The organism is Candidatus Minimicrobia sp. QA0096 (assembly GCF_963967315.1).
GTDB lineage: Bacteria > Patescibacteriota > Saccharimonadia > Saccharimonadales > Saccharimonadaceae > Nanosynbacter.
The window spans coordinates 482,186-507,374 of record NZ_OZ017288.1 but is presented as its reverse complement, the minus strand read 5'-3'; the positions used below and the strand labels follow the sequence as shown (position 1 = coordinate 507,374).

23 protein-coding genes are annotated in these 25,189 nt (G+C 39.3%); 15 read left to right on the top strand and 8 right to left on the bottom strand.

Going from position 1 to position 25,189, the window contains the following annotated elements; translation table 11 throughout:
• Nucleotides 1–237 precede the first annotated feature (237 nt).
• Nucleotides 238–1,593 (bottom strand): chromosomal replication initiator protein DnaA, encoded by a 1,356-nt coding sequence (gene dnaA, locus AACH20_RS02720; RefSeq protein ID WP_338503921.1) that lies wholly within the window; start codon nucleotides 1,591–1,593, stop codon nucleotides 238–240.
• Nucleotides 1,594–1,816: 223 nt separating this feature from the next.
• Here dnaA and rpmH point away from each other — a divergent pair, with 223 nt between their 5' ends.
• From rpmH to AACH20_RS02700, 4 genes are read left to right on the top strand one after another with little or no spacing between them, the layout of a single operon-like run.
• On the top strand, nucleotides 1,817–1,954 hold the full coding sequence (gene rpmH, locus AACH20_RS02715; RefSeq protein WP_129635430.1) for a 50S ribosomal protein L34: 138 nt from the start codon (nucleotides 1,817–1,819) through the stop codon (nucleotides 1,952–1,954).
• Nucleotides 1,955–2,013: 59 nt separating this feature from the next.
• Nucleotides 2,014–2,361, top strand: a complete 348-nt coding sequence (gene rnpA / locus AACH20_RS02710; RefSeq protein WP_338503918.1) for a ribonuclease P protein component — start codon at nucleotides 2,014–2,016, stop codon at nucleotides 2,359–2,361.
• A 24-nt stretch (nucleotides 2,362–2,385) separates the two neighbouring features.
• Nucleotides 2,386–3,294 carry a YidC/Oxa1 family membrane protein insertase gene (locus tag AACH20_RS02705; protein ID WP_338503916.1) on the top strand — a complete coding sequence of 303 codons (909 nt, stop codon included), beginning with the start codon at nucleotides 2,386–2,388 and terminating at the stop codon, nucleotides 3,292–3,294.
• A gap of 9 nt (nucleotides 3,295–3,303) precedes the next feature.
• Nucleotides 3,304–3,765: a protein jag gene (locus AACH20_RS02700; RefSeq protein ID WP_338503914.1), complete on the top strand. Its 462-nt coding sequence runs from the start codon at nucleotides 3,304–3,306 to the stop codon at nucleotides 3,763–3,765.
• On the opposite strand, the gene AACH20_RS02695 is transcribed toward AACH20_RS02700, so the two are convergent.
• Genes AACH20_RS02695 through AACH20_RS02680 form a run of 4 tightly spaced genes read right to left on the bottom strand, consistent with a single transcriptional unit; the run spans nucleotide 3,746 to nucleotide 7,387 of the window.
• Nucleotides 3,746–4,180, bottom strand: a complete 435-nt coding sequence (locus AACH20_RS02695; protein WP_338503912.1) for a GtrA family protein — start codon at nucleotides 4,178–4,180, stop codon at nucleotides 3,746–3,748. The two genes, AACH20_RS02700 and AACH20_RS02695, sit on opposite strands and share 20 nt — an antisense overlap.
• Nucleotides 4,152–5,099, bottom strand: coding sequence for a glycosyltransferase family 2 protein (locus tag AACH20_RS02690; RefSeq protein ID WP_338503910.1), 948 nt, complete (start codon nucleotides 5,097–5,099; stop codon nucleotides 4,152–4,154). Before AACH20_RS02690 ends, AACH20_RS02695 begins: the two co-directional genes overlap by 29 nt.
• A gap of 2 nt (nucleotides 5,100–5,101) precedes the next feature.
• Nucleotides 5,102–6,235 carry a glycosyltransferase family 4 protein gene (locus tag AACH20_RS02685; protein ID WP_338503908.1) on the bottom strand — a complete coding sequence of 378 codons (1,134 nt, stop codon included), beginning with the start codon at nucleotides 6,233–6,235 and terminating at the stop codon, nucleotides 5,102–5,104.
• Nucleotides 6,236–6,238: 3 nt separating this feature from the next.
• Nucleotides 6,239–7,387 carry a glycosyltransferase family 4 protein gene (locus AACH20_RS02680; protein ID WP_338503906.1) on the bottom strand — a complete coding sequence of 383 codons (1,149 nt, stop codon included), beginning with the start codon at nucleotides 7,385–7,387 and terminating at the stop codon, nucleotides 6,239–6,241.
• A 61-nt stretch (nucleotides 7,388–7,448) separates the two neighbouring features.
• Between AACH20_RS02680 and AACH20_RS02675 the strand changes: the two genes are divergently transcribed.
• Both AACH20_RS02675 and AACH20_RS02670 read left to right on the top strand, forming a co-directional pair.
• The gene (locus AACH20_RS02675) at nucleotides 7,449–8,243 is read left to right on the top strand and encodes an ABC transporter permease (RefSeq protein WP_243826496.1); all 795 of its coding nucleotides are present in this window, start codon (nucleotides 7,449–7,451) and stop codon (nucleotides 8,241–8,243) included.
• On the top strand, nucleotides 8,244–9,425 hold the full coding sequence (locus AACH20_RS02670) for an ABC transporter ATP-binding protein (RefSeq protein WP_243826497.1): 1,182 nt from the start codon (nucleotides 8,244–8,246) through the stop codon (nucleotides 9,423–9,425).
• Between the two features lie 12 nt (nucleotides 9,426–9,437).
• On the opposite strand, the gene AACH20_RS02665 is transcribed toward AACH20_RS02670, so the two are convergent.
• Nucleotides 9,438–10,421 carry a glycosyltransferase family 2 protein gene (locus tag AACH20_RS02665; RefSeq protein ID WP_338503900.1) on the bottom strand — a complete coding sequence of 328 codons (984 nt, stop codon included), beginning with the start codon at nucleotides 10,419–10,421 and terminating at the stop codon, nucleotides 9,438–9,440.
• A 111-nt stretch (nucleotides 10,422–10,532) separates the two neighbouring features.
• On the opposite strand from AACH20_RS02665, the gene AACH20_RS02660 reads away from it, so the two are divergent.
• Nucleotides 10,533–11,099, top strand: coding sequence for a hypothetical protein (locus AACH20_RS02660; protein WP_338503897.1), 567 nt, complete (start codon nucleotides 10,533–10,535; stop codon nucleotides 11,097–11,099).
• Nucleotides 11,096–13,759, top strand: coding sequence for a hypothetical protein (locus AACH20_RS02655; protein ID WP_338503895.1), 2,664 nt, complete (start codon nucleotides 11,096–11,098; stop codon nucleotides 13,757–13,759). The genes AACH20_RS02660 and AACH20_RS02655 overlap by 4 nt, the downstream gene beginning before the upstream one ends.
• On the opposite strand, the gene AACH20_RS02650 is transcribed toward AACH20_RS02655, so the two are convergent.
• Nucleotides 13,760–15,910 (bottom strand): glycosyltransferase, encoded by a 2,151-nt coding sequence (locus AACH20_RS02650; protein WP_338503892.1) that lies wholly within the window; start codon nucleotides 15,908–15,910, stop codon nucleotides 13,760–13,762.
• 60 nt (nucleotides 15,911–15,970) lie between these two features.
• Between AACH20_RS02650 and AACH20_RS02645 the strand changes: the two genes are divergently transcribed.
• The 4 genes from AACH20_RS02645 to AACH20_RS02630 are packed head-to-tail and all read left to right on the top strand — an operon-like array spanning nucleotide 15,971 to nucleotide 20,251.
• Nucleotides 15,971–17,332: a hypothetical protein gene (locus AACH20_RS02645; RefSeq protein WP_338503890.1), complete on the top strand. Its 1,362-nt coding sequence runs from the start codon at nucleotides 15,971–15,973 to the stop codon at nucleotides 17,330–17,332.
• Nucleotides 17,325–18,455: an FAD-dependent oxidoreductase gene (locus AACH20_RS02640; protein ID WP_338503888.1), complete on the top strand. Its 1,131-nt coding sequence runs from the start codon at nucleotides 17,325–17,327 to the stop codon at nucleotides 18,453–18,455. Before AACH20_RS02645 ends, AACH20_RS02640 begins: the two co-directional genes overlap by 8 nt.
• On the top strand, nucleotides 18,433–19,422 hold the full coding sequence (locus AACH20_RS02635; protein WP_338503886.1) for a glycosyltransferase: 990 nt from the start codon (nucleotides 18,433–18,435) through the stop codon (nucleotides 19,420–19,422). The genes AACH20_RS02640 and AACH20_RS02635 overlap by 23 nt, the downstream gene beginning before the upstream one ends.
• Before the next feature lie 4 nt (nucleotides 19,423–19,426).
• On the top strand, nucleotides 19,427–20,251 hold the full coding sequence (locus AACH20_RS02630) for a glycosyltransferase family 2 protein (RefSeq protein WP_338503883.1): 825 nt from the start codon (nucleotides 19,427–19,429) through the stop codon (nucleotides 20,249–20,251).
• A 26-nt stretch (nucleotides 20,252–20,277) separates the two neighbouring features.
• On the opposite strand, the gene AACH20_RS02625 is transcribed toward AACH20_RS02630, so the two are convergent.
• The gene (locus AACH20_RS02625) at nucleotides 20,278–22,392 is read right to left on the bottom strand and encodes a hypothetical protein (protein ID WP_338503880.1); all 2,115 of its coding nucleotides are present in this window, start codon (nucleotides 22,390–22,392) and stop codon (nucleotides 20,278–20,280) included.
• A 105-nt stretch (nucleotides 22,393–22,497) separates the two neighbouring features.
• Here AACH20_RS02625 and AACH20_RS02620 point away from each other — a divergent pair, with 105 nt between their 5' ends.
• The 3 genes from AACH20_RS02620 (at nucleotide 22,498) to AACH20_RS02610 (ending at nucleotide 25,188) form a co-directional block, all read left to right on the top strand.
• Nucleotides 22,498–23,259, top strand: a complete 762-nt coding sequence (locus AACH20_RS02620) for an NAD-dependent epimerase/dehydratase family protein (protein ID WP_243809742.1) — start codon at nucleotides 22,498–22,500, stop codon at nucleotides 23,257–23,259.
• 3 nt (nucleotides 23,260–23,262) lie between these two features.
• Complete coding sequence (locus AACH20_RS02615) at nucleotides 23,263–24,078, top strand: sugar phosphate isomerase/epimerase family protein (protein ID WP_338503876.1); 816 nt, start codon at nucleotides 23,263–23,265, stop codon at nucleotides 24,076–24,078.
• 66 nt (nucleotides 24,079–24,144) lie between these two features.
• Nucleotides 24,145–25,188 carry a mannose-1-phosphate guanylyltransferase gene (locus AACH20_RS02610; protein WP_338503874.1) on the top strand — a complete coding sequence of 348 codons (1,044 nt, stop codon included), beginning with the start codon at nucleotides 24,145–24,147 and terminating at the stop codon, nucleotides 25,186–25,188.
• The last annotated feature ends 1 nt before the right edge of the window (nucleotide 25,189 follow it).

The following is a 25,189-nucleotide window of genomic DNA, read 5'->3' as shown; positions in this document are numbered from 1 at the left end:
CTTAATTTTTTAATTAGTCTTAATAGTAATAGGTGCTGTGGAAACTGGGTAAAAAATGTGTTCAAACAGGGGTAGAGTGGCGATAAAATAGGTGGAAAACTCTGTGTGCTATTTGTGGACTTTATAGTGGATATTTGTGTATTATTCCACTGTCTGCTGACTTGTTGTTTTCTTTCCACAGATCTGTGTGTTGGTAAGTCGCCGCAAAAACACAACATCTGCACAGCTTTTCCACAATTAATGAACATATAATTTATCCTTAATGTCGTTAATTTGCTCGCGAATACTGACATTAGTAAGGCTTTCCTTGGTGATTTTTTCAATTGAATGCATAGCGGTAGTGTGGTCTTTTCGTCCAAGCTCTTGGGCAATTTTCGGAAAACTCATTTTCAGCTCACTACGCAGAAGAAACATCGCAATTTGCCTTGGCATCGCGATAAATTTATCTCGCCTGGATGAGCACATATCTTTTACGTCAATATTATAATAGCGCGCCGTCTTATCAATTATTTGTTTGGCGGTTATATGTTGTGGTCTATTGCGTTTAATATCTCCCAAGATTCCTTCAGCCGCCGCTAAATCAGGAGTGAAATTCTGCATTTCCGCATAAGCAAGCAGTCTATTCAAAGCGCCTTCCAACTCGCGAATGTTCGTCTTAAAGTTGGTCGCCAGATATTCTACGACATCGGAATCTAGTTCAGTGTTGCTGAGTTCAGCTTTTGCTTTAACGATAGCACAACGAGTTTCATAATCGGGCATCTGAATATCGATCGCCATACCCCATTCAAATCGACTACGCAAACGATCGGTTAGAGTAGGAATACTTTTTGGCGGTTTATCTGAGCTAATAATGATTTGCTTGTTGTTTTGATGAAGATCGTTAAATGTATGGAAAAATTCGTCCTGAGTTTTTTCTTTCCCAGCGATAAATTGCATATCATCGACAATCAATACATCGACATTGCGATATTTATCAGAAAAACCTTTTTTCTTGAAACGAATAGAATCCAGAAATTCATTAACAAACGTTTCTGTAGTAATGTAAAGCACTCGCGCCGATGGCTGCTTTTTAATTATCTCATTTCCAACTGCCTGCATTAAGTGAGTTTTACCAAGTCCAGACCCTCCGTAAAGATAGAGCGGATTATATTTTTCTCCTGGATGTGCGGCGACGGCTTGGCAAGCGGCATAGGCAAGATCATTACTTGAGCCAACGATGAAGTTGTCAAAGGTATACCTGGGATTAAGATTACTAGAATGAGATTTCCTCGATGGTAAAATCAGAGGCTTCGCTGTTTCTTGTTGTCCGCTTTTATCAACTTCACGATTAACGCGCGGTTTTTTATTGCTAGATTCGACGTTATAAGAAATAGACGGAGCATTAATGCCATTGTGAGCCAAGGCTTCTAATATTTGCGGGTGAAATCGCTTTTCAAGTTGAGTTCTAGCAAAAATATTCGGCGCAATTATAAGAACTTCTTTTTCGGAGATTATTTCCAATTTGGTATTTTTAAACCACGCAGTAAACGACGAAGACGATACAGTTACTTCAATCTCACCTAAAACACCCTGCCAAACCGCATGACTATCCACGAAAATTACTCCCTCAAATTCTGTTAACTGTCTTTACTATAGCAAATAAGGGGAGTTTTCCACAAGTATAAACGGAGTAGAAAGGTTACTATTCAAAACAGGGGTGGAGTTTTCCACAATTAAAATTCTCATCTGTTAAAATTGTGGAAAAATATACGTCGATAGTGGAAAAGTCATTGTCGACTTGCAAAAAGTGCTGAAAGAATATATACTATTTATTGATATGCCAAAGCGAACATTTCAACCACACACCCGACACCGCGCAAAGACGCACGGTTTTAGGGCACGAGTTTCTACCAAGGCTGGTAGGATGGTTTTGAAGCGCCGCCGCCTAAAGGGCCGCGCTAAAATTGCTATTTAATTGATAGCTAAAAATTATCCCGTCGATGAAGGCGGGATTTTTTGATATAATTGTAAAATATGTTACAACAATGTAATCGGTTTCATGGTCATGGCAGTCTTAAGTTTGTCTATAAAAATGGACAAGCGGTTCGTTCGTCTATAGCCACGATAAAATACGTGAAGAACCCATATCGAAGCCACAGCAGGTTTGCGGTTGTTGTTAGTAAAAAAGTTCTAAAATCAGCGGTGCGTCGGAATCGTATACGTCGACGTGTTTATGAAATTATTCGCCTGGAGCTGCCTAATATGAAAAATGACCAAGATGTGGCTGTTATTATATTTTCGGCGGAAGTTTTATCGATGCCACATAAAGATCTAAAACAGACAATAAAGAATCTTTTCTCTCAAGCTCAACTGTATAAATAGGCGCTTTTTTGCTATAATCAAGACATGAGTTTTTTTGATGAGTTTATTGTTCGACCGATTTTAAATTTGCTAATGGCTATTTATAGTCTGATTCCGGATTTTGGTGTTAGCGTTATTATCTTTACGATTATTGTAAGACTTTTACTTTGGCCGCTAATTAAAAAGCAACTTCACCAAGCAAAAGCCATGCGTAAAATGCAGCCAGAGCTAGCAAAACTTAAAAAACAATACGCAAAAAATCCGCAAATGCGTAACCTAGCGATGATGGAGCTTTATAAAAAACACAACGTCAGTGCCTTTGGCTCAATTGGTGTTATGATTATTCAGTTGCCGATTTTGATTGCGATGTATCGAGTGGTGCAGATTTTCGTTTCTAGCCGCGCCGACTTAGGAAAATATGTTTATGATTTTATGAAAAATCTGCCGGTTGCTAATAATCTAGTAAATAATCCAGATCAATTTAATCAGAATTTCCTGGGAATTATAGATTTGACACAACACGCAATATCAAAGAATGGAATTGTTATTGGCTTGGTTATTTTGGCGGCAGTTGCGGCATATTTGCAATATTTAACTTCAAAACAATTGTCACCCCAATCTGACAGCAATCGTAAGTTGCGAGATATTCTAGCTGAGGCTGGTGATGGAAAAGAGGCAGATCAGGCAGAAGTAAATGCTATTATGACGCGAAAAATGATGAAATTTATGCCAGTAATGATGTTCTTCGTGATTGTGTATTTGCCGGCAGCTTTGGCGCTTTATTTGACGACAGCTAGCGCCGTGGGATATCTCCAGAATTATATTATCTTCAAGCAAGACTCTAAAGAAATGCAAGAAATTGCAGATAAAAAATCTAAAGCATCGACAAAAATTGACAAACGTGTTAAAAAGGCTACAGAGGCCAGGGTAACTCGAATCAAGGCTAAGGATTAAGGAGGATTTATGGACCAAATTGAAACAGTTGAATTTGTAAAAAAATATTTAGAGGATTTGCTAACATTCTTTGACTTGAATCTGGAAGTTTCAGTAAAAATTGAAGATGGAATTGTTGTGGCTTCAATTCCGCATAGCGAGCGAAGTAGTATTTTAATCGGCAAAAATGCGGAAACATTGCGCAGTATTCAGAACCTTTTGTCGACAGCTCTTCATCATAAAGAAGCGTCAACTGTTCGAGTTAATTTGGACATTGCAGACTATAAAAAGCAGCACGCTGAAAAAATTGCCGAAAAGGCGCGCGGTTGGATTGAGGAAGTCCGTCGAACTGGCGAGTCAAAGATAGTGGATTTGAATGCTGCTGATCGCTGGACGGTGCATCACTTGGCTGGTGAATATAGTGATATTGATACGCATTCTGAAGGTGAAGGTCGCGAACGACGGCTAATTATTAGTCAGAAGAGTTCTTAGTGTCTTTAAAGACTATTCTGGAGTATAGAACGTAATTCCAGACGAGGCTGACTACCGTGGCGGCTAGCTTGCTAATTAATAGAGCAAGTGATTTATTTAATCCGAAGTTTATAAATATCGGTGTGATAATAGTGATGATAATTGTCTGAATTACCCATAAACCAAATAGTGTAACTGCGGCGAATAAAAGAAATTGTTTTTTCAAGTTTTGGGATGTTGACTTGAAAGTATATTTTTTATTTGCAAAAAATGAGAACAAAAAAGCAACGAATGTTGATATGAAATTAGCAAACTCCTTTGGGATATTTAAAAAGATTGTTAGGCTAAAAAGTATGCCAAAATCTAGTACTGTATTAGTACTGCCGACAATGAGAAACCTGAATTTATCAGCGTGTTTTTTTAATATTTCCTGCATGATACTCCTCTATTAAATATAATGGTCTGTTTTTTGTTTCAATAAATATTCGTCCTACATATTCACCAATTATACCCAGGGATAATAACTGAACTCCGCCGAGGAATAAGATAACTGCCATTAAGGAAGAATATCCAGCGCCAGTGGAAACTCCGAACAAAGGGCGAACTAAAAGATAAATAATCCAGACAAAAGCAATAAACGAAATGATAAATCCAAAAATAGTTGCCATGCGTAGCGGTGCGGTAGTAAAGCTGGTAATTCCGTCAATTGCCAAATTGAGTAGTTTCCGGTAATTCCACTTGGTTTGACCAGCTAATCTGGGGTCGCGATCATAAAATATCTCTTTTTTCTTATATCCAATCCAGCTGAAAATCGCTTTTGTATTGCGTTGAGATTCGCGGAATTTTTGCAAAGCCTCAATGCATCGGCGATCCAGTAAGCGAAAATCTCCAGTGTCGACCTGAATGGGGATGTTGGTCGATTTTTGCAATATTCTGTAATACCATTGGCTGGTTTTTTTCTTCAGCCAGGTTTCGCCTTGTCGATTGTTGCGGCGAGCATAGACGTCATCGTAACCATCTTCCCAATACGAAATCATTTCCTGGATGATCTCTGGCGGGTCTTGCAAATCTGCATCGATAATCACCAGAGCGTCACTTTTTACGTGGTCAATTCCAGCTATCATGGCAATTTCCTTACCGAAGTTTCGCGATAGATTTATATAGCTAATTCGAGAATCTTTTTTCGATTGCTCGGCTATGATTGAAAAAGATTTATCGATGCTGCCGTCATTTATGAAGAAAAATTCGAATTGATAATTGGGTGTGTTTTTTGTAAATTCGTCCAAGCGCTTAAATAATTGCGGCAAAACGGATTCTTCGTTGTAGACAGGAATGAGAAGGGTGATGGTTTTCATAACTATTTCAAAGCTTCTTCAAATGATTTCATCAAGGTGTCTACATTCTTTTCCCACGAAATTCTTTGCACCTGTACTTGCATGCGATCACTCATTTCTTTACGGCTGTTCGGATTGGATAATATAGATAAAATCTTTTCAGCAAAATCTTCGGGATTTTTGGGTTGAGCGTACAAAATAGCATCACCTCCAGCTTCACGCAATACTGGGATATCTGAAGCGACAGCAGGAGTTCCGCTCGTTAAGGCTTCGACGATAGGCATTCCAAAACCTTCATAGATAGAACTCATACAAAAAAGGTCGGCTTGTTGATAGAATGCAGGAACGTCTTCTTGAGGTATATATCCTGGACGTATAACATTTTCTCCCGCAGCTTGTGCTTCCTTTATGGCAAGCTCAGTGGATTCCGTTTTCCATCCTTTTCCGCCTGCTAAGACTAGGGAATATTTTTCGCGAATTTCCTTCGGTAGTGATCGAAAAGCGGCTATCATTGTTGGTAAGTCTTTGCGCGGCTCTAAATTGCCGATTGAAAAAATATATCGTTTGGTTGGTAAGTTATATTTGGTTGCAACGTCTATTGTGCTAGGTTGGCGATAGATTGGGTCTGCTGGTATAGGTGTTACAACAATTTTTGATGCGGGGACTTTGTACTCGGCGATAATCTCTGATTTGATTGACTCTGAAACTGTAATGATGATATCGGCTTTTTTGGCAGAGCGAGGAACGCATCTCCTAAGATGCGCCAAGTTGCGTTGCTCGATGGTCTCAGGAAAATATAAATATCCAAGGTCGTGAATAACTACGGCGGAGATGGAGGATTTTACTGTCGTCCATAGATCAAAATTTGGAAATATAGATACGTCTACGCGAGGGGAAAATAGATCATACGGCAGCGGAATATTGTAACTTTGAAGTTTTGTAAACAAGCGCTGCGGCATAAAAATATGCTTTTCGTGCTTGACGGCTTTATTTAATTCGGGATCTTTATGTTTGCTAAGAAAATTAAAATAAAATGCGGATATTTCCGTATTTGATGGAGAATAGATAGCTAGGCTGTTAGTGAGCATTCGTGTGTAATGACCTACTCCAGATATATTTGGGGCAGTTAATGCAGCAGTTTCGATACGAATCTTCATATATTAAAGTATACCATTTTCGTATATAGGAATAAATTGCGTCTTTACTATGTTGTGAAATACGAATAAGTCTAAATATTGCTGTCGAGCTGCCATAGATAGGCTGGTTCTGAGCTTGTCGTTTTCATATAATTTTTTCATAGAATCCTGTAATGCTGATGCGTTTTTAGAAGGAATGAGAAGCCCCGTTTTATTATTGTGAATAATTTCTGGATTTCCACCGACATTGGTTGCTATGATAGGCAGCCCTAGCATGCTAGCTTCAATTAAGGAAACGCTAAATCCCTCATGATATGTTGGATGTAGATATATATCAGCGGATGCGACATAAGGTAGGGGATTTGTCTTATATCCATAAAAAGTAACAGGTAGCCCTTTGGCTTGTTGCTCAAACTGTAATCGATCAGGGCCATCACCAATAAGTACTAATTGTGAATTTTTATACGTAGCGTTAAATTCTTTAAAAGCAGTAATCGCTTCTCCAATACCTTTGTCTATGACAAGGCGACCGGATATGCAGAAAGTAAATACCGTATTCTTAGGCGATTCGTATTTTTGCTTTTGATCTTCAACTCCATTATAAATAACGATTATTTTATTGCGAATTGGCGAGTTTGCGGGTAGATTATTGGAAATAAGAGTTTGTTCACTTTTACTGACTGCGGTTATAGCATCGGCAAAGCGAGCTGACCACGCAACCAACTTGCCTGTTGGATTCTTATGTTTTACGCAGATATTTTTCCAGACATGTTTGAGATCGGCATGGTCAGTCCAAATCACTTTAGCGCCAACAAGTTTTCCGGCAATAGATCCAGCTATGAAATCATCTTTACTTTGCAAGTGTACAACGTCCGCTTTAAATCTACTAAACTGAATGGCGTAATATATAGTCAGCAATAATTGCCACAATATATAAAACGGCACAAGCAGAGCATTTTTTCCGCTCCAATTTTGTTTAGGCCACCACCAAGATCGATAATGTGGAATGTTTTCGTGCTCAGCGTAATCACGCAACTTTTTATGGTGACTTAGAATTATTGGAAAATGTCCTAATTTTTGTAGTTCTTTTGCTAGGAAAATAGGAAAACGCTCACCCCCGCCGAAATCATAAGATGCGGCGTTGCGTACTAAGACGATTCGTAAAGCACTCATACTATAGAGTATATATCTTTTTTATGCAATTTGATATAATCGTAAGGAGATGCGTATTCTTGTGAATAAAGAAAATGAGGCGATTTTACGCGCAATAGTTAGTACAGATTTTAAAGTAAGATACCAAAGTTCAGTTTTGGGATATGTTTGGTCTCTCTTAAAACCTATGTTTATGTTTGGTATTTTATATGTGTTGTTTACATATGCATTTCCTCAGGGTAGTAAAGGTATTGAATCTTATGGGGTTTGGCTGCTAATGGGAATTGTGTTGTGGAACTTTTTCTCTGAGGCTACTATGATAGGTACGCGTTCCGTTGTTGATAATGGACAATTGATTCGCAAGGTGGCAATTCCACGACATCTTCTGGTTATTGCAAGCAGTGTGTCGGCGCTTATTAACCTCGGCTTAGGAATGATAGTGGTGATACTTTTTGCGTTTCTTAGTGGTTTATTTCCTACTTTTTCGTGGTTGCTACTTATTCCAGCTATAGCTGAGCTATTTATATTATCCGTTGGACTGTCCTTGCTACTTTCTGCTCTTTATGTGATATTTCGCGATATTGCTTATATATGGGAAATCTTATTGCAGGCAGGACTTTATGCGAGCGGTATTATTTTTGCGGTTACTTCTATGCCGTCAGTCATACAAAAGATTGCATTTTTAAATCCAATTACACAGATTATCCAAGATGCCAGACACGCTTTAATGCCTAATAATCCCGCATCTCAAACTATTTGGCAGACTTTTCATAATCCGTTATTGTGGTTTATTCCAATCATTATAGTTATTGTGATATTTGGTTTAGGAAGTTGGTATTTTCAGCGCAGACAACGATTTTTCGCGGAGGACATTTAAATGACAAAACCTGCAATTGTAGTAAAAGATATACATAAGGAATTTATTCTTCCACAGTCAAAGAATTCTAGTATTAAAAGCGCCTTTGTTAACATTGTTAAGAAGAATAAAAAGACAGTTCAGAAAGTGTTGGACGGTGTCAGCTTTAATGTGAATCAAGGTGATTTTTTTGGTGTTGTTGGCCGAAACGGTTCAGGTAAGAGTACTATGCTTAAGATGCTAGCTGGAGTTTATCAGCCAACGAGCGGAAGCATTGAAATAAATGGCAAATTGACGCCTTTCATAGAGTTGGGGGTTGGGTTTAACCCAGAACTGTCTGGTAGAGATAATGTTTTTTTGAACGGTGCTCTACTTGGATTTACGCGTAAGGAAATGGAACTGATATATGATGATATCGTTTCGTTCGCGGAGCTTGAGCCATTTATGGATCAGAAATTAAAGAACTATTCATCGGGTATGCAGGTTCGTTTGGCGTTTTCAGTAGCAATAAAAGCGCGCAATGATATTATGATTTTTGACGAGGTGCTGGCTGTTGGTGATGAAGCTTTTCAGCGTAAGTGTATAGACATTTTTGAACAATACAAGTCCAGCAAGCAAACGGTTATATTGGTTACGCATGATATGGATACTGTTAAAAAGTTTTGTAATCGAGCCGTATTGATCCACGAGGGTAAGATTATTAAAGAAGGTAGTCCAGTGCAGGTTGCGGATGAATATAGTAGGCTCAATCAAGCTGTAATAGATAAAGCTGTAGACCAAAGACATCAATATACAGGTAAAAATATTAAAACCGCCATATACGATAAAACGGGTAAGAAGCGCCGTAGCTTTAAAGTGGGAGAAACGATTTCTCTTGACTTGTCATGGGATAATGATAAGACTAAGGCTATTATGGTAGATTTGTATCGTAAAGACAGCAATTTGGTATCGAATTTTATCACCAACAGAGAGGGATTTCCTAAATTGCCTAGCGATAATAAATTAACTCTTGATATTGAAGCAAATTTAGGTCCAGGGTCGTATTATGTCGACATTAATCTGCTCAATCACAACGGCACCGTGAAGTATGACGTGATGTATCGTGCTGAAGAATTTATTATTACGAATGATTTTTCCGCAGTCGAGCATTCATTTGGCGGCTTAACTATGATTCCACGTAAGTGGCACACCAGTAAGAAATAATATAGAGAAAATCTATTTTGACGGGTGAAGCTTGATTTTGATAATATCAAGACCCCATTTAACGACTATTCTGGCAGCAGTTCGCCCAGTCGATGCGATATTCCACAATTGATGTAATCCTTGTAGAACATTGCCTTTTTTAATCATACGATACCCGACGCGCATTAGTACAAATATATACGCATGCTTAAGACTTATTCCAAAGTCGTCAGTAACCGAACTTTTCATATAATAATTAAAAGACTGTTTGATTTCTGATCTAGATGTAACCTCTGGGGAAATAGTGTCCCAGCTGCGATATGATAATTTTTTAGCAAGGAGATTTTGTTCGTCGCGTCTTTGAGCTGATATGCTGCCATCGCTAATTCTATATCTAAAAATAGGGTAAGCGACGTTAGCTAGTTTGCCATATTTAGCAAAACTGCTAAACAGGTCATAGTCTTCGGCTGGACACGTATTAGGATATAGCCCCGCCTCAATTGCTGTCTGTTTACGATAAACTACTGATGAATGGCAGAATTGGTTAAAAATACAAAGACCAAGCCGAATATCTTTGTCGCGAGTAACGTTAATAATAAAACCAGTAGGTACGCTGTCTTGGTTAATGATTTCTGCGCCCCCGCCAACGAGAACCAGCTCGTCATCATTTTCCAGCATATCAACCTGAGTTTTTAATTTATGAGGCAACCATTCGTCATCCCCGTCTATTCGAGCAATGTATTTTCCCTTGGCTTCACTTATACCACGATTAAGCGAAGCAACAAGACCCTTATTCTGTTGGTTAATGAGGCGAATGCGACTGTCTTCTTTTTGAAGGCGCTGAACGATTTTTTTTGTATTGTCAACGGAGCCGTCGTTTATGATAATATATTCAAAATCAGTAAAGTCCTGAGATAGAACAGAGCGAATAGAATTTTCTATATACAATTCATCGTTATAAGTCGCAGTAATAATTGATACTAGCGGTGTTTTATCTTCAGAAGTCTTTTTTACCATATGTGATATTATAACATTTTTTATAGCGGCGTTGAAATCTTATTACCGAAATGTTATTATTATAAGCAATAAAATAAAACGAGAGATTGTATCGTGAAAATCAAACAAAAAATGAAGAAAAAAACTAGAATTATACTTGCTTCTACGCTGGCTTTGGCTTTAGTGGCGTGTGCTACAGTTGCGTATATTTATAAGCCGCAACAAAACAATACTGATTCTAATAATCCCGTAGTAAAAGAGTCTACAGATAAAAAAGAAGACTCTAAGAAAGTTGATGACAACAGCGCGAAGCCAGAAAAACGCGATGGATATAGTCCTGATAAACCAATTAATACTGGAGATCAGCAGTCGTCAGGGTCAAAAAAATCAGTAGTTCCAATTGTAAGCGGATATGGATTGAGTGCGGATAAGCAATATTTACAGATTGACGGAGGGGTTAACTCCATTGTTGAGAACGGCGGTAGTTGTGAATTTACACTGTATTGGGCTGGCGGAAGTATTTCTCGTAAATCTAGTTCATTTGCTGGTCCAAGTTCGACGAGTTGTCATATGATTGAGATACCATTGTCGGAATTGCCATCAGGGGTAGATATATCGGTAAAGGTGAGTTATTCATCAAAATTGTATACAGGAGAGTCTTCGAATAATCCGTCATTCCGTAAGGAGAGTTTGCGGTGATTGAAATAAGACGTACGAAGTGGACGAGATTAAAATATGTCAGCTGCACGTTAGCTATGGTGAGTGTTATTGTCTTAGGGTTTATTTTTTGGCCGAGGACTGGAGCGCTATCTCCTTGGAATGCTGGTAGGATTATCGATGATAATGTTTTTTATGATACAAATACATTTGCTAGCGTTCAAGATATCCAGAATTTTATAAACGACCATACTCCTGCCTGTGACACATGGGGAGCTGGACGGTCTGAATATGGTGGCGGTACGCGAGCGCAATATGCTGTTAACCGCGGCTGGCATGGTCCGCCGTATGCTTGCCTGCGTAATTATCACGAGAATCCAAACACTAAAGAAACCTCATTTGAAAAAGGCGGCGGCTGGTTTAGTGGTGGATTATCTACTGCACAAATTATTTGGAATGTGTCAAAAGAATTTGGCATTAACCCACAGGTTATGTTAGTGATATTGAAGAAGGAACAGGGGTCTTTGTTTACTGACTCGTGGCCTTTAAAGAGTCAATATAAATATGCTATGGGATTTGCTTGCCCAGACAACGGTCCAGGAAATACTGCAAATTGTTCAAGTGAATATGCTGGACTATACAACCAGTTGCGTATGGCTGCGCGCCAACTACGACTTTATGCGAATAGGCCAAATGAATATCGTTACAAGGCGGGTCGAACCAACTACATCCAATACAATCCAGATGCAGCTTGTGGCGGAAGTTGGGTATATATTGAGAACCAAGCGACCGCGAGTCTGTATAACTACACGCCATATCAGCCGAATCAAGGGGCTTTGGACGCTGGTGCGGGAACTGCACATTGTGGAGCTTATGGCAATCGAAACTTCTGGAGGTTCTTCAATGAGTGGTTCGGTTCTCCGTTGAATTCTGTCAAAATTGATTCGCCATTATCCATAAAGACGGAGAAAATTGGATCAAAATTGTTTACGAATATGGAAATAACAGCATCTTTCACTATTCGCAATTCCACTAACCAGCGTCGTGACTTAGGTGTGATGGTAATTGCAGGTCGGGATAGCAATTCGAATAATTACGATTTTGGCAGTCAGCGCGTTGTTCTTGAGCCGTGGCAATCATATACTTATCGAGCGTCAACTAGATTGAATAAAGAAGGTGATTATAAGTTTTGGATCAGTAATTATCGTGATGGTAGTGGGTGGAGCGACAATTATCCAGAATCTTCAGCGGGAAATGTTCGTGAAGTTGCAGCATTTGTTCAATCGTCTCCAACAGTAGTTTCTGCCGTCACGACACAGATTTCGCGCATTCATAAAAATCAATCAGTTAACGTAGGTTTTCAGGTAAAAAATAATAGTGCCAAACCTGTTGATCTTGGTTACTTTGGCTTAGCTATAACAAGTCCAAGTGGAAAGAACGCTGATGTTGTCTTTGATACAGTTAATCAATTATCTCCAGGCGCTGTATACAATTACAACAAAGAGTTTTTACCGCGTGAAGAAGGGCTGTATCGAGCAAGAATTAGCGGGACTCTTGACGGTGGTAGGACGTGGACAGAAGCTCAGTATCCTGTAGCTACGGACGCCAGTGCTGGCAATCGCACCACCTTCACAGTTCTTCCTAGCTTAACACTCACTCAAGGTATAACGTTCTCTAGTGCTAACCCTCGCTCTGGCGATTCAGTCACAACTACATTCAAACTAAAAAACTCCTCTAATCAACCAATAACAACCAGTGAGTACACTTGTCTAATCCTACGTAACCAAAGCGGGCAAAACTACGATCTAGGATGTCTTTCTCCATCAACAATTCAGTCAAATCAAGAGTTAGAATTCAAAGCAACTCGTCAATTCCCAGTAGGTACATATAACGCATATTTCTCTACATTTGACGGTAGAAGGTGGCAAGACTACAAAACACCACCCCTCGAAACTGGACAAGAGGTGGTGAAGACTGAGATGAGGGTTCTTCCTGACGTCGTTCTTTCTGAAGGACTATCAATTAGTAGCACTACTGCACATGTCGGTGAGCAACTGACAGGTACTTTCAAGTTAGAGAATCTTAGCTCTAGCGTGTCTAATCATAATCAGCAGCTATGCTATATCATTCGCAGGCGGCAGGGTGGCAACTATGACTTAGGATGTTTGCCTACGAGTGGAATTCCACCTAAGAGCCAATCAAGCTTCTCTCTGAGTCGTACGTTTAATGAACCTGGTGAATATGAAGCGTTCTTTTCGCTTTATGACAATGGAGTATGGCGTGAAGGAGCTTATCCTCCAGGACTTACAGGAAAGGAATCTTCTCGCACCACCTTCACAGTTCTTCCTAGCTTAACACTCACTCAAGGTATAACGTTCTCTAGTGCTAACCCTCGCTCTGGCGATTCAGTCACAACTACATTCAAACTAAAAAACTCCTCTAATCAACCAATAACAACCAGTGAGTACACTTGTCTAATCCTACGTAACCAAAGCGGGCAAAACTACGATCTAGGATGTCTTTCTCCATCAACAATTCAGTCAAATCAAGAGTTAGAATTCAAAGCAACTCGTCAATTCCCAGTAGGTACATATAACGCATATTTCTCTACATTTGACGGTAGAAGGTGGCAAGACTACAAAACACCACCCCTCGAAACTGGACAAGAGGTGGTGAAGACTGAGATGAGGGTTTCTGCTTAATTAATTTGAGAACATATCCTTAACTTCATCCATAAACGAATCTTCCGAGAACTCGCGGGATGCTTTCTCCCGCAAGTTTTTGGCTTTATGGAACGATGATTTTATATCATCCAGAGTCTGCTTAATACATTTCGCATATGCTTTTGGATTAGTGATATCGTCAACTATGAAGCCGTTTTCACCTATAAAGTCAGGAAGCCCGCCAACTCTAGCTGCAACTATTGGTAGTCCGCGTAAAGCTATCTCGACTGGCGTATTTGGCATACCATCAAAAAGTGAGGTATATAGAAAAGCGTCATATTTTTCAGCCGGCAAAGATGCTACTCCGTTAAATCCACCGATATAATGAACACGTGGATGCGGCGGTAGGCTACTTGCAGGGAACTCTGGTGAAGGATCTCCGTACATATCTATATGAACGTCTTCAGGAAGAAGATCTGCAATTTCCGATACTAATTTAGGCAATTTTTCTGGCGCCAATCGAGAAGCCCATAATATTCTACGACTATTCGGTAATTTGTCTACTACAGGATAATGATTTTTTGTCAGTGGTTGATGATGTACGACTATTTTTTGAGGATCGTATGCATATTCATTGACCCACATAGATTTTACTGCTTCGTTGTCTGTCGTAATTAAATCAAGAAGTTGATATACCTGCGGTATGTGACTGTGTGAAAATCCAAAAATTCGTCCCGTCTCATCAGTACTCTGACTATATGCAGTAGCTATTATTCGCTTGTTGGTAGCTTTTATGTATGTTTCGTGATCACGTACAAAATCATAAGCTAGCTCAGAATTAAGAATATGTAAAGTTTTAATATTGGTGTTTTCGATCAATTGTTCAAGCAATCTGTATTTTTGGTCAATACTAAAGAACCGAGTTATTGTCCCAAATTGTAAGAAATCTATTTTCTTATCTAGCTGCGACCTCCATTCTGAATAGTCAGCGGGAACTTCATTAGTGGAGATAACGAGCACTTTCTTTCCTATTGAAGCCGCGGTGTTTGCGTAATTGACGGCAAATAAATCTGCGCCGCCTCTCTTAAGCCAGGGTACAAATAGAGCGTAATCATAGCTATCACTTCGTAATTCCTTACATATTTCCCAATACGCAAGACCAACTCGATAATGGTCGTCGGTGATTGTGTGGTATGTGCTTGGTAGTGGTGATGGTGGAAAAATTTCTTTTTCTATTGAGTGAAGAGCTTTCCATTCTGTTTTCAGCCATTTTGGTATAGATTCTGCAATTTGTGAATGTGCTGGTCGTTTTAGTAATGCATTGCGTCCACGGCGTATTATAGCCAGGGGTCGGCGGATCAATCCTAACGGTATGCGCGATCGTATGATTAATTCTTTGATTGTGTTTTTTGTTTGACGGTGCTGCTCTGATTGAGGAACGCGAATTTTGTTGATATCTATAGAGCGAAAATTGGACGGCTTAAATATTGGATGTGCGTGCAGTAATGATCGACTAGCTTTTTGGCGCGCCCACTCTGATCCTGATGATTTACGACGTACAAATATTGCTGTTTGTGGAATGAGAATGTTTTTTACGCCATTTTCAATCAAGCAACAACTTAAGTACCAATCTTCATATCCATATCCTGGGCTATTTGGTGCATACGGGAATTTTTTAAGAAGCGTAATCGGCGCGATGATAACGGAATTCCAGCGTCCAGATAGAACGCTTAATAAGATATCTTGGTCTTTAGTGGTGCAGCCAGTTTTTTGGACAATAGAGTCCGCGCCCTCGAATTCTATAGTATAAGCGCTGTGGGCAACATATTTCCCGTAAGGTTTTTTTAATAGCAATTGAACGCTGTCGTGCAGCCAATTTTCACTCATTAAGTCATCGGCGTCGATAAAAGAAACAAATTGGCCATGCGCTTTTTTTATGGCACTATTTCGCGAACTTGAAAGATCTCCATGATCCCATTGATATACGTGTATAGGTAGACCAGTATAATTATCGAAATAATTAATAGTTTGATCATCACCTCTGTCTATAGAAACTATCACTTCATAAGGTATGGACGCTTCCTCAATTTTTTTTACAGCACGCTCGACTGATTTCATAGTCTTATGCGCAACAAGACCCTCGCGGTGGGCGGTTATAATAATAGACAATACACAATCTTTCTTATTCATAATTCAGATTATAGACTAGGTAGCTTCTTTAGTCTATTTTGTGCTATTATGATATTTGTAATGAAAGAGTGGAGTAAGAATAAACCTGGGGTAGTTTTCTTTTTTGTAGTCTGGTTTATATTATCAATATCATTTATTGGTAATTTTTTTGGAACAGGACTATGGAACGGCTGGTTTGACGGTTTTCAGAAAGATTCGTCTGCCATAATAGAGAAAACTGCTTATTGCAAAAATAAATATGATTATAAAGGTCCGTTAATAGCAGCCGACAGTAAAGATTACAATAAGATAATGATGAGCCAAGATTGTAATCCGTCTCAGGTAAAACCTTATGTATCTCAATACGGTTTACAGGCGAGGGCTATAGCTGGATTATCTCCGAATGATGCCTCCAAAATCCCAGCTTACATCAAAAGAGTATCTATATTCCTGGCTGTGCTTACTGCCTTTTTACTAGCTCTAGTCGTTCAAAAAATAAGAGCGTTGTTTGGCGGAATTACTGCTTCTGTTTTCACCGTAATGTTGGCGTTTAGCCCTTGGATTGCTGGGTATGCTCGCAATATATATTGGATAGAACCGCTGTTGATAGCTCCGTTTGTAATATCTTTTGTTGGCTATCAATATTTTAAGAAATCAAAAAAACTTTGGCTATTTTACATTATTGAATCTGTAGCTATGTTCCTCAAGCTACTAAATGGATATGAATACGTATCGACAATCGCTATATCTGTATTAGTTCCTGTAGTATTCTTTGAATTAGTTTATAAAAACGTGAAAATCATTAATCTTTGGAAGCAAGCAGTGCCCGTGTTTGCTGCTACGGTTGTTGCGTTTTTTGGTGCTTATTGGGTAAACTTTATATCGCTTACTGATTATTACGGGTCGTCCGATAAAGCCGCGAGTGCTATAAACGCCAGGGCGTCAGATAGGGGAATTTCTGGTATACGTTCTATGAGGGCATACGCCGTCGGTAACTTTAAAATCTTACGACCTGAAACTTACAACTTCATAAATCAAATAGTGAATCTGGACAATATGGCTAATAATAGCGGAAAAACATATAAGTATATTATTGTAAATGTCGTCAATTATTTGCTACTTCCAGCAATTACTTTGCCTGTACATATTAATGGTATGTTTGGCGAGTTTGTGCAGTCTATTCTATTCTGGACTATTCTTGGGTATTTGATTATTCTTAGCTCCAGAAAGATCATTAGTAAGAAATACAGCAGACCTTTTCTTTGGTCTATGAATTTCTCTGTTATTGGAGCTTTTTGTTGGCTTGCTCTTATGCCGGGGCACGCATTGCCGCACGCTCACATAAACGGCATTATATTCTACATACCTCTACTATTGTTCGTATATATGTTGATTGGGTTGTGGGCTGATTATGTAGTAAAAAGGACGGTGAAGTATGAATAGTACAGTTATTATTGGCGGTGGATTTTATGGGCTAAGGATAGCACTATATCTGCACGAAGAACTTGGTGTAGACAATATAATTATTATCGAGAAAGAAACTGCGTTGATGGATAGAGCCTCTTATGTGAATCAGGCGCGCATCCATAATGGATATCATTATCCTCGTAGCGTTTTGACTGGGTTTCGTTCAGCGGTTAACTTTCCAGTTTTTGTTGATGAATACGGTCCAGCTGTAGTATCTAATTTTGAGAAATATTATGGAATTGCTAAGCATCTTTCAAAGGTTAACGCTAAGCAATTCGAACATTTTTGCGAGAAGATTGGTTCTGAAATTGAGCGTGCTCCGCATGATATAGAAAAAATGTTTAATCCGTCGTTGATTGAAGAGGTTTTTAAGGTTAAAGAATACGCGTTCAATTCACGAAAGCTAAGAGAGCTTTTGGTAGAGCGCATTAATAAATATAAGGGCATTAGTATTCATACTGGAGAATCTGTCAGTAAAATTGAATTGCCTGCTGGCGGCGCGGGTAAAATAAATGTTGTTACTGATCGTGATAGTTATGAAGCGGATTTTGTTTTAAACTGTACTTACTCAAATATTAATACGCTACATCGTGCATCTGGATTACCGCTAGTTGGACTTAAACATGAAATTACCGAGATGTGTCTTGTTGAGCTACCTCAGCAGCTTAAGGACTTTAGCATAACAGTGATGGATGGTCCGTTTTTCTCGATTATGCCATTTCCTTCGAAGAATTTATATACTCTTTCACACGTTCGTTACACGCCACATGAATCGTGGATTGATGATGAAAATACTAGCGCCGAGCGTATCAAAACTCATGAATATTTGAAAAATCGCCCCTTTAAATCAAACTATAGGCAGATGTATAATGATGTTGTGAGGTTTATTCCAGCCTTGAAAAATATGAAATATCGTGAATCTATCGTTGAAGTGAAGACGGTTTTAGTGAAGAGTGAAGACGATGACAGTCGTCCGATATTGTTCAGAAATGACTTTGGCAACGATGGATATATTTGTATTATGGGCGGAAAATTAGATAATATTTATGATGCTTTTGAGGAATTGAGGAGGATATATGGTCAAGAAAAAGCAAACTAATAAAACTGTAAAGAAACAAGATATTTTTGTATCTGTTGTGGTTGGAGTTGATCGTAACTATACTGGCTTGGGCGAATATTTAACGGATTTATCGAAATTACTTGGTGGTAGTTATGAAAATTACGAAATCATCGTGATAGATAATGAATTGAAGCCAGAAGTTGTAAAAGAAGTAATAGATATATTGAAGATGCTGCCGTGCATACGCTTAATTCGTCTGTCTAGGGAATATAGTTATGATATCGCTCTTATGGCTGGTATTCAGGGGGCAATCGGAGATTATGTAGTACTGACTAACCCAGCAATTGACCCGATAGACGCCATACCTTCTATCGTCGAAGAAAACAAGAAATATGACATCGTTAATGGAATAGCAACTAACCACACAAAGAAAGATGATTTAGGTAGGCGAACATTTTATTGGTACAACCGTCGATATCTCGGTGTTGATATTCCTGCCGCTGCGACATATTTTATCGCGCTCAGTAGGCGTGCAGTAAAAGCTGTTTCTACTACAAATAGGCACGATGGACATATTCGTCATTTGATTCGTCAAATTGGATATAAGTGTGCGGAATATAGCTATGAAGTGAAAGTAGACCCAGTAAAGACACGTAAACTGCGCACGGGAGTGTTGGAGGCTATAGATATAGCAGCTAGCCACTCCACCCAACCGCTAAGGGCTATGTCGTGGGTTGGTGTTGGTGCTAGTGTTATTAATCTAATTTACGCATTATACGTTGTTTGCGTATCAGTATTTAAGCGCGACGTGGCTGCGGGATGGACAACTATGTCCTTGCAGCTTTCTGTGATGTTTTTCTTGCTATTTATGTTTTTGGTTGTATTAGCGGAATATGTTGGAAAAATACTTAAAGAGGCGCGAGACGATGCTTCATATATAGTGATGGATGAATTAAGCAGTACGGTATCTATTGCCGATACAGAAAGAAAAAATCTTTCGGAGTAATAATATGAGCAAAATAACTTCTGAGAAAATAAACCAATTACATCCAGAATGGGAATTTCCAGAGTTTGAAATTGATGAGATAAACAAAAAGAAGCATAAATATTGCGTGTGTGTTTTTGTTATCAATGAAGGAGAGCGCATTCAAAAACAGCTACAGAAAATGAAACCGCTGGCTGACCAAATCGATATCGTGGTGGCTGACGGCGGAAGTACTGACGGGTCGCTTGGAATTGATTTTCTAAAGTCTCAAGATGTGCGAGCTTTATTGACGAAAAAAGGTAAGGGTAAACTGAGCGCGCAGATGAGAATGGCATTTGCTTGGGCTCTCTCTGAAGGTTATGAGGGCGTTGTGGTCGTTGATGGAAATGGCAAGGATAGTATAGAAAGAATTCCTAACTTCATCAAATTGCTTGACCAAGGATATGACCATATTCAAGGATCACGATTTATACCAGGCGGCAAGGCTGTAAATACGCCGCTCTCGAGGGAAGTTGGTCTTCATCTTATTCACGCACCATTAATAAGTCTTGCGGCTGGAAAAAGACATACCGATACGACAAATGGATTCCGTGCTTATAGTGCAAAATTGCTCAAAGATCCAGACATTGCTGTATTTCGTGATATATTTCAAACTTACGAACTTCATTACTATCTCGCTATTGAAAGTAGCCGTCGTAAGCAGTACAAAACAGCTGAAACACCAGTTGTGCGAACATATCCGAAGAAGGGTAAAACACCAACGAAGATTAGCCCAATCAAGGGGAATATGCACGTTATGAACGTACTACTTCGTGCGGTGGCTGGAAAATATCGCAAGCCTAAAAAATAGTCTACTTGCGATAATTATTATTGAAGTTAGTGTTTATTAGTTTCTGTGCATTTATCGGCGTTATGTAGGCAGAAGTTACTCTTATAGATATATAAGTTATCTTCTCTAACAGGCATCTCGCGGTAAGATATGTCTTGTATTTCGAACGAAACTCCCGGTATCAAACTGTAGGCTTTAGGTGAGATTCGTACAGATGAGTCGTTTGGTCCTAGTGCTATTGGAAAACTCCAACTAGTGCTATACGGTGGCAGTGATATTGGATATTCCTGTAGCGACGATCCAGATATTTCTAATAGATATCTCGGCAACTTAGAGGTCATAGGTAAGATACTTTTTGCCTTGTAACGCACAGATATCTCAAACACTCTAATATTATTGCCAGTGTCGGCATTAATGACGTAATCTCCATTTGAAGATTTTTGCACGCGACGTTCTGGGTGTATCGTGGTTTTTTGGTTTGCGCTATCGGATTGGCGTTTCCATAATACGTGAGAATCATTTGTCGCAATTACGGTATAATTATTCAAAAGTTCTTTGTAAAATTGCCAATGACGCGACCATAGCCATTCTTCGTAAACGAAATATGACGGATTTAATGTTATGACGTAATCGGGTTTCTGTTCTATAAAATCTTCAGTATATTTATCTCTTCTATCAGGACCTAATGCATGTATAATGTAGTCTTCACCTCCCGAAGATCCGTTTTTCTGCTTGTGAATAGAGTCGTAAACGCTGGTATAAGTAGACCAGATACTAGCACCATTTTTAATGTACGGCGCAAAAGCCTCTAATCGCTTTTTCCACGCAACGCTCACGTATTCAGAGTCGTCAGTAGAATGTCTAGCCTTCCTTGATTCGGTGACAATGTGTTTTACTGGCATCCAGCTGATTTTTTGCAGGAATATTGCCGTGTTGTATCCAATAGCAACTACGCAGCCGAGTAGTAATCCGAATGCTATAAACGAAATTTTCTTATTTATAGCATTAACGTTCGGCTTCTTTGTTCGGATTATTTTATCCGCCGCGTAAATTAAGACCATTACAAGAATAGATCCCGCAGCTCTTTCTAATGGTATAAGTTGCGCGCCAGGCGCCCAGTAGCCAGTTATGGAGACGGCGAACACTATAATTCCATACAGTAATAATATAGAAAAGGTGGAAAATTCTTTTTTGGATAATATCTTTTTCTTTATGCTTATTATATACGCAACAACTCCACCTATCATAACAGGTAACATATAAAGTAACATTCTTTTTGTGACGAGCTGGTCAAGAGTATTTAATTGCAGAAAACTATTTGGAGGAGCCCCAAAATACCACCCTTGGTCTTTAGGAACTTCAATCAATGCGTAGCGAAGCGCGTCGTGTGCATGACCGAGCGTCATAATTGATAATACGGCGTAAACTGCAATTGCCACACCAAACAACTCTCCGAAAAACATCATTATCTTTTTCTTTGTAGTTTCTTTTGAGCGAATGTATCGAATGGCTTTAATGATAACGTAAGCAAGAATAAAGGCTAGTCCTTGTTCGGTGCCGCACGCGACGGAAAGCCCCATAATTGTATATAAAATAGGATAATAGAGGTTAATTTTATTTTTGCCAATAGTCATTTGCCAATTTGGACGCCATAACATGAAAGCCGTAGCGATAAACGGAAATGTTGTCCTGAGACCGAGAAGAGAATTGCCTGCCCAAATAGCGTCAATAGCGTCAATAGAGATTATTGTGAATATGCTGGTTGCGAAGATGGATTTTTTAACATTTCTAAAATAAGCCCAAAACAGGAAAAAGGACGAAACGAGGAATAATATTGGCGATACTAACAATTTTGCAACTTCCACGGCGAATAAATTGTGTCCCATAATATAAAATAATGGAAAATGAAGAAGTGGAACTCCGACTCCGTGAAAGAATGGGAAATCTCGTGCCAGAACTTCACCGTCCAATAGGCGACGGAGCGGGTTGTATAATTGGAAAGTTCCATTGGCTGCATACGAATCCATAGCTAAGCCGTTTCCTAATGCCGCAAGCGTAGCGAAAATTACAAAAACTAGTATGTAAACGACACTTACAAATACTGCAGTAAAAAGTAGCGCTCGTTTAAGATTTATATTACTTAGAGTCTTACGTATATTCATATTACTTAAACTATTCTAAATTGATATCAGGGATATGTCTATACTAACTAGTGTTATGTCTTTTATATAAAATCTACTATAATAAATATAGGAGGAATTATATTAATGAAAACTGCACTGATTGGATACACTGGATTTGTTGGCGGAAATATTAAGAACCAACACGAGTTTGACGATTATTATAATAGTAAGAACATATCTGATATTGAAGGTAAAGAGTACGATCTCGTGGTTAGCGCTGCGAATCGTGCTGAGATGTGGCGAATTAATCAAGAGCCAGAAGTTGATCGTGCAGAAATTGAAGATTTTATATCGCACATCGAAAAGGCGAAAATTAAGAAACTTGTGCTAATTTCAACAGTTGGAGTTTATAAAAATCCAAATGGTGCCAATGAAGATACGCCCATTGAAACAGAAGGTCTATTGCCATACGGAGTTAACAGGTATTATCTTGAGCAATTTTGTCGCGAGAATTTTGATACGACTATTGTCCGCTTGCCGGGTTTATTCGGTGACGGTTTGAAGAAGAATGTTATTTATGATCTTATGAATAACAATATGGTTGAAAAAATACACGCTGATGGTATGTACCAATATTATAATCTTGATAACATCTGGCGAGATATTAACATTGCTTTGGAGAATAATTTACCATTGGTCAACCTTGCTACGCCACCAGTCAGTACGCGAGAAGTTGCGAAGGTTGCTTTTGGTATAGATTTTACCAACAAGCCAGAGGGAATAAATCCCGCATATTGGGATATGCATAGTAAATACGCGTCTGTTTATGGAGGTGAAGGAGAATATCTCTATACAAAAGAACAAGAGTTAGATGATATTAAAAAGTTTGTTGCAAGAAGTAGGTAAGGTATGAAATTAGCTATATCAAATATTGCCTGGACTAACGAAGAAGAGGCGGACGTTGCGGCGAAACTGCAAGAGCTTGGCGTGCGTTATATTGAGATTGCGCCAACTAAGATTTGGAGTGACCCAACTAAGGCTACTATTGAACAGATCAATGAATATATCGAATGGTGGAAGAAATACGATATTGAGATTGTAGCTTTTCAGTCGATGTTATTTGCGCGACCTGATCTTAAAATGTTTGAATCAAGCGAGCTTCGTGATGAAACACGTCAATACCTCGCTGATTTTTTGCGATTAGCTGGCGATATGGGCGCTAGTCGATTAGTTTTTGGCTCGCCAAAGAATAGACAGCGAGGCGGAATGTCGACAGAAGAGGCGGATAATATTGCCAATCGCTTTTTCTCTGAGCTTGGTGATGTCGCTAAGCAATATAATACGATGCTTTGTATTGAGCCAAATGCTCCTCAATATAATTGTGATTATATAACAACGGCGGATGAGGGTGCACGACTTGTTCGCACAATTAACTCGGAAGGAATTGGTCTGCATCTTGATACTGCATGTATGGCTCTAGCGGGCGATGATATTAGCAAATCAATACAAGATAATGGCGATATATTGAAACATTTCCATATTAGCGCTCCTATGTTGGATCGAGTTTACGATCGTGATGATGTTGATTATCGTTCCGCAGCTGATGCGTTAAAAAGTATTGATTATAGCGGTGTTGTTTCAATTGAGATGCGTCCAGGCGAGCAGGGTGAGAACGTGAAGCGTGTGGAAGATGCCGTTTCGTTTGTGCGGAATATTTTTGAATGATTTCACTCTAAGATCTTGCCTAGAAACAGATAGCATTTATGTGCTTAAATCGCTATAATATGTAGTATGATAACTGTAATAATTGCTGGTGGCTCAGGTACGCGTCTATGGCCGCTTTCAACCTCTACTCAACCGAAACAACTTTTAGCATTGACCAGTGAACGTACTATGGTTCAGCAAGCTTATGATCGAGCGAGGAAGCTTGGTGATACGGTTTATGTAGTAACTGAAGCCAGTCACGCTGAAGCGCTTAGAGCGCAACTGCCAGAATTGCCAGACGAAGCGTTTTTGATTGAGCCAGGGCGACGAGGGACTGCGCATTGTATTATATTTGCCTTAGATTATATCAATCGTAATCATGATCACACTGAGCCTATTGCTTTTATTCATTCTGATCACAACGTCCGCGATATTCAAGGTTTTGCCCATTCGTTCGATACGGCGGCGCGCGTTTCTAGTGACCGCGGCTGCATTACGCTTATCGGTATTGAGCCTACTTTCCCGTCGACTGGATTTGGCTACATTCAGCGTGATGGTGTGATTGATGCTCGAGCGGGTGTTTATAACGTTGAGTCGTTCAAAGAAAAGCCTAATTATGATACGGCGAAGCAATATGTTGAGTCGGGGAACTATTTGTGGAACTGTGGTTATTTTGTTGGCTCAGTTGACGTTTTTATGAATGAAATGAAACGAAGTGCTCCTGATTTGTGGTCAAATTATCAAACCTTAGCTTCCGTTGCTGAGTTTGGTGGCGAAGAATACAATAGGACGTACTTAGAGCTTGATAATCAAGTTATTGACATTGCTCTTATCGAGAAAGCGGCTGAGTTGGCGGTAGTGTCGGCTGACTTTGACTGGATGGATATTGGCAATTTCAAGGACCTGCATAATGCGGTAGCTAAGGACGAAAACGACAATTATGTTCGTGGCGAGAATATTCATACTATCGACATTGACAACACTTACATTCGCAATGAACAACCAGATAAACCAGTAGCGGTAATCGGTCTTGATAACGTGGTAGTCGTCAATACGCCCGATGGTGTACTAGTAGCGCGCAGGGATGTTGCGGCTAAATGTGGCGATATAGCTAAGAAACTTCAGGCTTAAC